This is a genomic window from Mangrovibacterium sp. (assembly GCF_059905295.1).
This window is the reverse complement of sequence record NZ_JBZQJF010000178.1, coordinates 1-10,717: the sequence shown is the minus strand read 5'-3', so window position 1 is coordinate 10,717 and position 10,717 is coordinate 1. Positions and strand designations below refer to the sequence as shown.

Genomic DNA, 10,717 nt, shown 5'->3' with positions numbered 1-10,717 from the left:
GTTTTCGCGAACCGAAGCATCAAACTGAATGGCCGTGAGGCAAGCTGCCGTTGTAATAAAGCCATCGACCAGGATAACCATGTCCTGTTTTTTAGCCTCAAGCATAGCACCAGCCATCATCGCTATTTCAAATCCACCAAAAGTAGCCAAGGTTTCCTCAACAGTCACTGGATCGTATTTCTCCGAAACGGTCTTCAAAACCGATGTTTTATAGTCGAGCTTCTCTCCCACCATGCCGGCACCTTTTCCGGTGCATTGCTCTATCGGCAAACCGAGGTAGCGATGCATCAGTAAGGAGGAAGCGGATGTGTTCCCGATTCCCATTTCTCCAAAACCGATAATATTACACCCGCTAGCAGCTTCAGCTTTAACAAGCTCTGCACCCAGCGATTGAGCTTCCCGACATTGTTCAACCGTCATGGCTGGCTCTTCCAGCATGTTTTTGGTCCCCATCGCTACTTTGCATTCAACCACCGGCAAATCTTTTGGGAAATAAAAGTCAACACCGGCATCCACAACTTTCAGATTGATATCGTTTTGCTTGCAAAAAACATTGATAGCAGCACCACCGGCACAGAAATTCATTACCATCTGCCAGGTCACTTCTTTCGGATAAGGGCTAACACCGGCATCGGCCAGACCATGGTCGCCGGCAAAAACCAGCATCGCCGGATGTTTCAATTCAGGAGATAAAGTATTTTGAATGGAACCAATTTGCAAAGCAATCCGTTCCAGCTGACCTAAGGCACCTGTGGGTTTTGTTTTCAGGTCAATTTTGTGTTGTAATTGGTCTTGTATCATTTCATTTTAGATTACTAGATTTTAGATATCAGACAAAAGTCTATTGTCTCAAATCTGTTGTCTTCTTGTCTATCACTTAATCTTCACCGGAATTCCGGAAACAAGCAGGTAAACAGCATTAGCTCCTTGGGCAATGTGCTGGTTCATCCAGCCCTGAAGATCGGCAAACTTGCGGGCTACTTCGTGTTCAGGGTGAACCCCCATTCCAAGCTCGTTAGTCACCACGATCAGCTCCATATCCTGCTGAATAAATTGTTCCCATTCAGCTTTTGCAGCATCCAGAGCTTCCTCCAGCTTGTACCCACTATCGTGAAAGAAATTAGTCAGCCACAAGGTCACACAGTCCATCAGCACCACTTTTCCCTTGAAATCATGCTTCGAAAGCTCCTTTTCTTCCTCCACATTCTCCCAGCGTTCATCACGGTCGGCTTGGTGTCGTCTCACCCGCAGGGCAAAGTCTTCATCCCAAATACGGGCTGTTGCCAGGTAAACAGGACGATCGCTTTTCGACTCTGCCATTTGCTGGGCAAAGCTGCTTTTACCCGATCGGGCTCCTCCGGTTACGAGTGTTATTCGAGCCATGTTTTGAGTTTTGAGTTCCAAGTTTCGAGTTTAAAGTTTCAAAAAATAGTCGCGAGACATGAGTCGTGAGATAATAACGCACTACCCGCGTCTCGTACTCCATATTTTCTTTTAACCACAGAGGGCGCAGAGTTTGTCACAGAGTTGCAATGAGTCAAACCATTAATGACCACTAAATGACTACTAAATGACTACGAGTGACCATTACTAACCGTCTTCAACTCGCATCTCATGACTCACGACTTCTTTTAAGCACAGCGGGCAAAGATTTTCACAAGATAAAAACTGAATACCGCGACTGAACACTGATCACTTTTTATCTACCGTGCAGGAGCAAACGTCTTTCACGTAGCGCCAGCTAATGACATCTCCGGCTTTTACGTCTTGATTAATGGCTAGTTGTGGTTTTTCACCGTTTACCGTATAATACCAGGCCATATCGCCACGCGAACCTGCCACATTGTTGATTGCAGTAACAAAAACATATTCATTAATCGGATGAGTTTTAACATCGGCAGCATGTTGTAAGGCTTCGAGGGCTGTCATTTCTTTCGGACATTCAACTTGAATTGTTTCTGTTTTCTTTTGCTCGCCATAGTTAATCTCAACAGTCACAAACCGGGCCTTACCGGCCACGGCAGCCATACTGATTGTCAGCATCAGCACAAGGCTTGATAAAAATGGGGTTAATTTCATTTCAGCTTAATTTTGGTTTTATTTTATAGCATAAAGACTATCCCAACCGAAATTGGGATAGCATTCATTCGTAAAATCAATTGCTACTAATTAGAGATAAATAGCCATAGCCGGAGCGGCACCTACTGTTTTAGTATCCTTGTAAGTTCCGTCAGCATCAAAAATCTGCATGGTTCCTTTGGTTGTGCTACCGTTGCTTATAAATACATAGATATCGCCGTTATCCGGATTGACAGAGACCCCGTTAATACCAGTCACGTCACTCAGCAGCTCTGTTGATTCAAAAGTTCCCGAAGCAACATCGAAGACCTTAACTCCGCCAACCAAGTTCCAGTTTGCATCGTATCCGGCAGCTACAACATATACTTTCGACTGGTCTTTACTTAAGGCAATAATCGAAGCGTAGGCGGTACTTACATTATCCAGATCATATACAGTTAATTCATCAGTGCTCGTATTAATATACCCCAAACCAGTTGCAGTTGCAGTTTGTGAATACGAACTAATTAATGCCACATACAGGTTACCGCTATCATCTTTGATTAAGCTGCTCCCGACTGCCGGAGTCTCAATATAGCTAATGTCTTCAGTCGACAAATCCATTACAGCAATCGCTTTCTTGTAGTTCAAAGCAGCATACAATTTACCGTTAACAATTTGAACGCCTTCCGGTCCACCTGGTAGGCTAATTGTTTCTTCAACCTCACCTGTCAGCACATTGTACTTCGCAATGTAACTATCTGGCAAATCAACCCAATCGGGATTTGCACCCCAGCACGAAATGTAGAGGTAGTCGCCATAACCGACACAAGCACGCGGTTTCTCAATGGAAGTTGTAATAGTATCCTGTGAAACAAACAGCTCATTTACAGCAATAACATTATCGGGTTCGTTATTCATCAAATAAATCGTCCCATCGTAATTATAAGCATATTGAGGAGCTGACGTAATTGGTGAATAATCGTTCTGAAGTTGATAATAGTACTCCGACACTTCATCATTCGCATAATCGTATTTAGTGATCGATGAGGATCCAACCCCGTAACCGCCATAATTGACAATGTAAGCTCCTGCAATTTGATCGCTATAGGAAGAACCTCCATTGTCGTCATTATCATCTGAACATGCGCTTAACAAGGCTACTGAAGCCAAAAAAAATGGTAATAGTTTGAATAATTTTTTCATGAGATATTCTATTTGTTTTTATTGAAATTCAAATCGGTAGATAGTGTAAAACGATAGTTTCGGCCCCACATCGCGTAATCGGGTTGATTTTGATAATCCTGATCCAACAGGTTATTCACCGCAAAACTCAGTTTGAAATCCTGATCCTTAATTTGCAGTCCGCGCGATACACCGCAATTCATCAAAACGAAGGAATCCAAAACTGTTCCATCGGGCGACAACGCGTTACCGGTGTGATCAGCTAAACGCTCTCCGGTATAAACCGCATCGACAAAAGCCGACCAAAGACCACGTTCAGCCATCAGGTAGGCGTTTCCCATATGTTTGGGAACGTAAATCAACGCCGTCCCTACCAGACTCAAAACCTGGTCTTCTTTAACCTTAGTCGGGTTGAAGGTGTAGTTCAGGCGGAAGTTCAGCGTGGTTTTGTCCAGGAAAATATCGTTATTCGATTGGAATTCGATCCCCTTACTAATCACACGCGAGCGATTTTCGGGTTCCCAATCCACACTGCCGGGCCTCCATTCAATCCAGTCTTTCACATCCATGTAAAAACCATTCACTTTCAGGTCCGACTGAAATACAGCTGAGCAATACTGATACTGTACGCCCAACTCATAATTCATCCCTTTTTCCGGCTTCAAGTCGGCATTTCCAACTCCCGGCCAAAAACGGTCATTGAAGGTCGGAATCCGGTAGCTTTTCGCCAGATTACCGGTTAATTTAACTACCGAAACATCAGTCAGCAACAACCGGTATTCAAGTCCCAGTGAAGGGGTAAAAGGAGCGTTGAAATCAGTCACCAACTCTTGTCGCAGGTTCAACGTTAACTTCAAGGTATTCAAAGGCGTGTAAAAACCAGACAGGTAAAAAGAAGCTCTTTGCTCATAGTCGATAACATCCGACGAGTAAGCATAGACATCCGGTTTTATGTAGGTATATTTTGCGCCAAACTTATAACCAAAGTTTTTTTGAACATCCTGTTTGGCTTCCACCTCGGCAATCAACCGGTTTGTCCCGATTTTTTGCAATTCATTGGCATTATAAACCTGCATATCGTGTACAAAACCAAAACCACCTTTATACTGAAGGGCATGTTTGCGATTTTCGTATTCCGACCAAATCCGGATATTTTTGTTATCCAGTGTCTCCCCGGCAGCATTGAGCGGATGCTCACTCATCAGGGCCTGTACCTGGTGCCAGTCGTGTTCGAGCCAAATAGCCGTTTTCCACCATTCATGGGCATTAAACCGGTAATTCAGTTCCTGTAGCAACCCCATGTTTTCAATCATCGCATTTTGCTGATCAAATTTCTTTCCGTCACTTGGTCTGGTAAACGGAAAATCATTCTTCAACATGTGATAGTACAAGCGTGTAACTGATTCGAACTTCCCGTTTCCGGCAAATACTTTGGCGCCATACAATTGCTCTCCAAAAGATCCTTGCGATACCGTTGCTTTTACACGGGCACCATTGGTCCAGTTATTACTTAAACCAAGGTAAACGGCACCACCAATGGAACCGGAACCATTCACAGCCGATGAGGATCCGTACTGCAGATCAATACCATCGAATAAATAAACAGGAATACTCGAAAAATCGGAATGCCCCAACGTTAAGGAGTTGATGTTGATACCTCCAAAGTTCACCGAAGTGTGATCTGCAGCCGTTCCTCGAATCCGAATGGTCGATAGTCCACCGGCATTCGACTTCAAATAAATCGGGGTAAACTGCATCAGTAACTGGTCCAGGGATCCTGCCTGACCGGTTTCAATTTGCTCAGCCGGGATAGATTCAACCTTGGCACCAGCCTGGTACTTTTTATAAGGGGCATAGGTAGCCACCTCGTGCAAGAGAACAGAATCCGCTAATTGCTCCTGTTGGGCAAACAAGTTACCCGATAACAAGGTCAACAAACCGATAGATAGAACAAACCTTCTCATTTCTTTTTTCAGAATATGAGCTTAGGATAAAATTGTGGAAAATACGTGATTACAATATTTCACCAGCTTTACTCCCGAAGCTATTGTTAATACTTTAAAAGATTATGGCAGGTCTTCTGGCTCACCTCTCTTCCTGATGCCTTCCCGTCTCATTTGTTTGGAAACAGTGGCAGGGGTTTCAGAAAGATTATTGGAGGTTTACAGCTGCGGGTACAGCTCCGGAATTACACCGGATTCCCTTTTCATCCGGATCCGACAACTGTCGGATCGCTGGAACCAAATCCAGCAACAAAAGTAGGAATTATTTAATTCAAAGAAGAAAATAAGTGAAATTCAGCGATAAATTTTACAGATCATGTACTACCACTCTCCCGCGAGTCCCTCCTTCAAGCCTTTATTGTACACATCCAAATCGAAACGATACAAATAGGGAGCTTTATAGGCCACACCAGTCCGGCGCTCGGGCAAGCGTTTCACAATTTTGTAGCTTAATATTTTACGTTGGAAGTTGCGTCGATCTAACTCGCGCCCCAGGATCGTTTCGTAAAGCTTTTGCAGTTCGGGCATCGTGAACTTTTCAGGGAGCAGATTATAGCCAATCGGCTGATAGCGCAACTGTAACCTTAGTGTTTCAAGCGCATCGTCAAAAATCTGGTTGTGATCCATCATCAGGCTACCAACTTCGTCAATAGCTTTCCACTCACATTTTTCGGAATGTAAATCAGGTAGCGCTTCTACTTTCGAAAATTCAACCAAAGCATAAAACCCAACCGAAATAAAACGTTGCTTTAACCAATCAATGCCATCCAATTTCATCTCGGCTCTTTTCATGCGATCAACCTCAAAAATTGGATTTTTGCGTGCAGGATCACTAAATACACGAAATTGTTTCAGGAAGATATTTTCAACACCGGTCCGTTCAAATAAGATCCGGCTGGCTGCTTCCTCCATCGTTTCTTTCTGCTTAACAAACCCACCAGGCAAACTCCAATCGGTAATAAATTTGGGCTTCAATAACAAAACTTTCAACTGGTTATCACTGAAGCCAAAAACGACACAATCAATAGATAAATGTGATAAATATTCCGTGGAAGGAGATTGTAGATTTGTTTCTTTCCGGGTTGTCATTGGGTTATTAAATTTGCTTAAAAATAATCATTTTCGCTAAACGACCACAACTTTCCCAGCAATGAAATAGCCTTAATGTTTTTTCATCATCTTTTCGCTTACCAGAAAAATAACCGGTTTATTCGAATAAGGATTTACTTGAGTAATCACAGGCGTTTTATAAACCTGTTCAATGGTTTCAAAGGTCAGCACCTTCTCCGGATCGCCCTGCATAAATACCTGGCCGTTTTGAAACATGATCAACTGATCGCAATATTCCGAGGCCAGGTTCAGGTCGTGAATCACCATGAGTACCGTTAGTCCCATTTCGACATTTAAGCGCTGAATGAGGTTTAAAATGCGTACCTGGTGGGTAATATCGAGATGCGAGGTTGGCTCATCCAACAACAATAGCTCCGGCTCCTGAGTTAAAGCCCGGGCAATTGCTGCCCGCTGCTGTTCTCCCCCGCTAAGCTCGGTCATCAGTTTATCTTTATGGTGAAAGACACCGGTCAGCTCCATATATTTTTGCGCCAGGGCATAATCATCTTTGGTTTCAAAAAACTGAAAGCGCGAATGGTAAGGTATGCGGCCCATGAGCACATAATCTTCAACGGTTATTTGCCCCGCATCAACGGTCTGCGTAACAATCGCAATATGTTGAGCTCGCTTTTGCAGCGAAAGCTGCTTTAGATTTTCCCCTTGCAAACGAACCTCTCCTGCCAGGCTGGTAAGCGTTCCTGTAATTCCCCGAAATAAGGTTGTTTTTCCCGACCCGTTAGGACCAATAATACCGGCAAAAGCTCCCCGCTTAAGGCTGAAACTGATATCCGATAATTTAAAGGAAGGATATCCGCACGAGTAATTCGCTATTTCAAAGAAGTTTTCGCTCATACCAGGTTCTTTTTACGACTCATCATGACAATAAATATAACACCGCCAATAATGCCGGTAATAACCCCAATAGGCAACTCGTTGGGAGCAATAATGGTTCGGGCCAATACGTCGGAAAGCACCAGAAATGAGCCCCCAAACAGGAATGAACTGATCAGCAAAATGCGGTAATCGGTACCAAAGACCAAGCGCAGCAAATGCGGAATAATCAGGCCCACAAAGCCGATAACACCGGCTACCGAAACGCAAATTCCGGCCAGTAACGAAGCCAGCAAAAACAGGATTCGAACAGCCACATTCGTATTAATTCCCAGGTGCATAGCTTTCTCTTCGCCCAGGCGCAAAGCATTTAACGGTTGAACAAAGAAGTAGGATAACACCAACACTACCAAAGTTGAAACAAGGGTCAGCCAAATCAGGAAACTGTCTGGTTCATCGAGCGATCCCATAATCCAGAAGATGATGCCATGCAGGTTTTCACTGGAGCTGATCGACATCAGAAACATCATAGCCGACGAAGCTACAAAGCTCACCATAACACCGGTTAGCAGCATGCGCTGTATATCGATTGTCCCGCGACGGGAACTGATGGTATAAACCAGGAAAATAATCAGGAAAGCCCCCAGAAAGCCTGAGATTGGCAACATAAAAGAACCAAAGGACAGCTGTAAACCAAAGACTATAGTAATGGCAACCCCCAATGATGCTCCGCCCGAAATACCCAGGGTAAAAGGCTCAACCAACGGGTTGCGGTACACCCCTTGTAAAATGACGCCCGCCAGGCTCAGTGCTCCGCCAACAGCTAGCCCAAGGATGATCCGCGGTAAGCGTACCTGCCGAATCAGCATATACTGAATACTACCATGATCGCCTCCACCAAAAAGCATTTTCAGCGCATCAATCAGGCTGATCTTCATTTCACCTGAACTAAGCGACAGCAGGATGGCAAACAACAGTAAACCGGCAAGTACAATAACTGCCAGAAACCATTTCAGATATTTCGGATTATTCATTCAATATACTTTAAAAGTATCGAGTCGTGAAACATGAGTATTGAGTTATCTCATAGCTGTTATTCTCGCACCCCCAGTCTCAGTACTCCAAACTTCTTTTATTCATTAATCAGCCAGCAGTTCATTTGCTAAGCTAAATTTAGGGTTGAAAACTTGAGACGTAACCGCTGGTTGCTGTCTTTCTCATGACTCATGACTCATATCTAAAACTCAATCCCTTTTCGGCTGGGAATACCCTGCTGATAGGGATGCTTTATCATGTTGATCTCACTCACATAGTCAGCTCGTTCAATCAGTTTTTCAGTTGCGCCACGACCGGTCAACACCAGCTCAGTACCTTCCGGCTTCCGGTCGATGAAGTCCAAAAGTACAGCTTCTTCCAGGAAACCATCGCGTACAGTAATCAGAATTTCATCCATAATCATTAAATCGGGCTTGGCAGTTTGCAGGTAACCCGCCAGGAAAACCAAGGCTTCGGCGACTTGTTTTTGAAGCATCCCGGGCGTTACTTCTTTATTAAAATGCGGGTGCCCATCGGTAAAACCCATGATGGTTGCTCCCAAAGCTTTCAGACTGTCAATCTCGTGATAGCCGTACAGTTCGGGGCGTTTCATAAAGTGACAATAGGTCACTTTAAATCCCTGCCCCAACGCACGGGCTCCCAGACCTACAGCGCAAGTGGTTTTCCCCTTGCCATTTCCGGTGTATATGTGAACGAGTCCTTGTTTCATTTTCTATAGTATTGAGATATGAGTCGTGAGCACCGAAACCAAAATGGAACGCAGTTGACCTGCTCACGACTAATTACTCACGTCTAACGACTTTCTTAATTGTAAATCAACCCAATCATCTGCTCCAGGGCATCCACAAAATCAAGTGGTGTTGGGCTGCAGGTTTTTTCCGAGTCGAGCACAAAAATTTTATTATTCTTAACGGCATTCAGAGCCGGGTAATTCTCCCACTTATCCTTTTCATCAGCACTCACCGAACCCATCAGGATGACAAAAATGATATCGGGATTACGTACCAGTACCCCTTCACGGGTAATGCTACCAATTTCCAGGTCTCCGGCAATATTTTCACAACCCGAAAAGTCGATAAAGTCCTGCATAAAGGTATGAGGAACCACCGTAAACAGCGGGTTGGCGCCAATTTGCATAAACACCCGCGGCTTATGACCGGTTTTCGGGACCGAAGCAATCACTTTCGCTAATCGCGCTTTCGATTCAGCCACCAGCTTTTCGGCTAACTCTTTCCGACCAATCTTTTCACCTAATCGCAACAGGTAATCACACATCTCCTGGTACGATTTCGGGTATGGGAAATACATTACCTCTACTCCAAGATTCTCGAATGCCCGTTTGGTTTCCGGACTGGTAAGTGAACTGGTCAACACCAAATCGGGCTTCAGCATCATCGCCTTTTCCAGATTCACCTTCACAGCCGAGGCCACCACTTCAGCATCATCCGGGTTTTGAAGGGTACAAAAACTGGTACAACCTACTAATAGATCTTTAGCATCCAGCATGTACAAACTTTTGGTGAGCGAGGGAGCCAACGAGATAATACGCTGCGGTGTAGTTGCTTGGGCAAAAAACCCCAATAGCAGAAACAGGAGACTAAAAAAGCCCGCTTTCCGGTAAAAATTCTTCTGTAATTTACTTTGCATGAACGAATCAAAATTTCAATGATCCGAAGAAAAGACAAGGATGGAACAGGTATTCCAACGATCTTTTTTCCCCGAAGATCCGGTTAATACTGGTTGTTTAAGGCAGGTCTTCTGGCTCACCTCCTTTGCCGATGCCTTCCCGTTCGGCAGTGCCGGACAGTGGCTGGGGTTCAGCAAAATTCGCGAGGTTTACAGCAGCGGGGACTGCTCCGGATTTGCACCGGATTCCCATTTTAAGGCAGCTTCGATTAAAAAGCTAGCCACCAAAAACCAGGTCAAAAGTAGAAAAATTAATTGGGAATCGGATGACTACCCTCTGAGAGCACCGGAAATATTGGTCAGACTATTTTCACAGTCATCCTGAACTTGTTTCAGGATCTGTTGGGAATTCGGGATGACCAGTTCAACAGCTTCTCTTTCTTACACCGATACGCAAAAGGAGTGTCGATTTGAGATTCGTTTAATCAATCTGAGAAAATAAAGCGAGTTGGCCAAAACAAACATCGTCTGATTATCATCAACTTAACACTTCATTCCCATTTAGGCACGTAAATTGGCTAAAGACGGTTGTTGCAGCAAAACAACAAAAAGAATGAAACAAGTCAGCAACATATTAATCGCTTTAGCTATGTTACTCGCCGTAACAGCGGGTGGAATTTATCTCCTGCTCTGCGCGGCTTTTTCGAGCCAATTCAGCAAAGCAAATACAGCCAAAGCGGTAAAAACATAAAGTTTGAATTCGAAAGAATAACAATATCCCTTACCTCGAATAATTGCGTTAAACAAGCAAAAGCCGTTCCTGAACCTCAGGGCGGCTTTACTTTTTT

At 44.2% G+C, this 10,717-nt stretch carries 11 protein-coding genes and 2 riboswitches; of the genes, 1 reads left to right on the top strand and 10 read right to left on the bottom strand.

Features of this window, described 5'->3' with window-relative positions:
- The 10 genes from AC37HE_RS09525 to AC37HE_RS09480 all read right to left on the bottom strand — a co-directional run.
- The coding region (locus AC37HE_RS09525; protein ID WP_500782597.1) for a nicotinate-nucleotide--dimethylbenzimidazole phosphoribosyltransferase at window positions 1-801 on the bottom strand (801 nt) is incomplete at its 3' end.
- Window positions 802-873: 72 nt separating this feature from the next.
- Window positions 874-1,383, bottom strand: a complete 510-nt coding sequence (gene cobU, locus AC37HE_RS09520; protein WP_500782596.1) for a bifunctional adenosylcobinamide kinase/adenosylcobinamide-phosphate guanylyltransferase — start codon at window positions 1,381-1,383, stop codon at window positions 874-876.
- A 309-nt stretch (window positions 1,384-1,692) separates the two neighbouring features.
- Entirely contained in the window at window positions 1,693-2,079 is a 387-nt protein-coding gene (locus AC37HE_RS09515; protein WP_500782595.1) for a DUF4430 domain-containing protein, read from the bottom strand.
- 90 nt (window positions 2,080-2,169) lie between these two features.
- On the bottom strand, window positions 2,170-3,264 hold the full coding sequence (locus AC37HE_RS09510; RefSeq protein ID WP_500782594.1) for an NHL repeat-containing protein: 1,095 nt from the start codon (window positions 3,262-3,264) through the stop codon (window positions 2,170-2,172).
- Window positions 3,265-3,272: 8 nt separating this feature from the next.
- Window positions 3,273-5,207: a TonB-dependent receptor plug domain-containing protein gene (locus AC37HE_RS09505; protein ID WP_500782593.1), complete on the bottom strand. Its 1,935-nt coding sequence runs from the start codon at window positions 5,205-5,207 to the stop codon at window positions 3,273-3,275.
- Window positions 5,208-5,295: 88 nt separating this feature from the next.
- A riboswitch (cobalamin riboswitch) is annotated at window positions 5,296-5,503 on the bottom strand.
- 64 nt (window positions 5,504-5,567) lie between these two features.
- Window positions 5,568-6,335, bottom strand: coding sequence for an NUDIX hydrolase (locus tag AC37HE_RS09500; protein ID WP_500782592.1), 768 nt, complete (start codon window positions 6,333-6,335; stop codon window positions 5,568-5,570).
- Between the two features lie 72 nt (window positions 6,336-6,407).
- Window positions 6,408-7,208 carry an ABC transporter ATP-binding protein gene (locus AC37HE_RS09495; protein ID WP_500782591.1) on the bottom strand — a complete coding sequence of 267 codons (801 nt, stop codon included), beginning with the start codon at window positions 7,206-7,208 and terminating at the stop codon, window positions 6,408-6,410.
- The gene (locus AC37HE_RS09490; RefSeq protein ID WP_500782590.1) at window positions 7,205-8,221 is read right to left on the bottom strand and encodes a FecCD family ABC transporter permease; all 1,017 of its coding nucleotides are present in this window, start codon (window positions 8,219-8,221) and stop codon (window positions 7,205-7,207) included. Before AC37HE_RS09490 ends, AC37HE_RS09495 begins: the two co-directional genes overlap by 4 nt.
- Window positions 8,222-8,424: 203 nt before the next feature.
- Entirely contained in the window at window positions 8,425-8,952 is a 528-nt protein-coding gene (locus AC37HE_RS09485) for a cob(I)yrinic acid a,c-diamide adenosyltransferase (RefSeq protein ID WP_500782589.1), read from the bottom strand.
- A 95-nt stretch (window positions 8,953-9,047) separates the two neighbouring features.
- Window positions 9,048-9,890 (bottom strand): ABC transporter substrate-binding protein, encoded by an 843-nt coding sequence (locus tag AC37HE_RS09480; RefSeq protein ID WP_500782588.1) that lies wholly within the window; start codon window positions 9,888-9,890, stop codon window positions 9,048-9,050.
- An 84-nt stretch (window positions 9,891-9,974) separates the two neighbouring features.
- Window positions 9,975-10,173: riboswitch (cobalamin riboswitch) on the bottom strand.
- Between the two features lie 287 nt (window positions 10,174-10,460).
- Here AC37HE_RS09480 and AC37HE_RS09475 point away from each other — a divergent pair.
- On the top strand, window positions 10,461-10,717 hold a 257-nt coding region (locus AC37HE_RS09475), incomplete at its 3' end, for a hypothetical protein (protein WP_500782587.1).

Excerpts from the sequence above, each read along its gene's own strand:
- AC37HE_RS09515 (WP_500782595.1), bottom strand. The coding sequence starts at position 2,079 with ATGAAATTAACCCCATTTTTATCAAGCCTTGTGCTGATGCTGACAATC.
- AC37HE_RS09485 (WP_500782589.1), bottom strand. The coding sequence starts at position 8,952 with ATGAAACAAGGACTCGTTCACATATACACCGGAAATGGCAAGGGGAAA.
- AC37HE_RS09495 (WP_500782591.1), bottom strand. The coding sequence starts at position 7,208 with ATGAGCGAAAACTTCTTTGAAATAGCGAATTACTCGTGCGGATATCCT.
- AC37HE_RS09510 (WP_500782594.1), bottom strand. The coding sequence starts at position 3,264 with ATGAAAAAATTATTCAAACTATTACCATTTTTTTTGGCTTCAGTAGCC.
- cobU (WP_500782596.1), bottom strand. The coding sequence starts at position 1,383 with ATGGCTCGAATAACACTCGTAACCGGAGGAGCCCGATCGGGTAAAAGC.
- AC37HE_RS09490 (WP_500782590.1), bottom strand. The coding sequence starts at position 8,221 with ATGAATAATCCGAAATATCTGAAATGGTTTCTGGCAGTTATTGTACTT.
- AC37HE_RS09505 (WP_500782593.1), bottom strand. The coding sequence starts at position 5,207 with ATGAGAAGGTTTGTTCTATCTATCGGTTTGTTGACCTTGTTATCGGGT.
- AC37HE_RS09500 (WP_500782592.1), bottom strand. The coding sequence starts at position 6,335 with ATGACAACCCGGAAAGAAACAAATCTACAATCTCCTTCCACGGAATAT.
- AC37HE_RS09480 (WP_500782588.1), bottom strand. The coding sequence starts at position 9,890 with ATGCAAAGTAAATTACAGAAGAATTTTTACCGGAAAGCGGGCTTTTTT.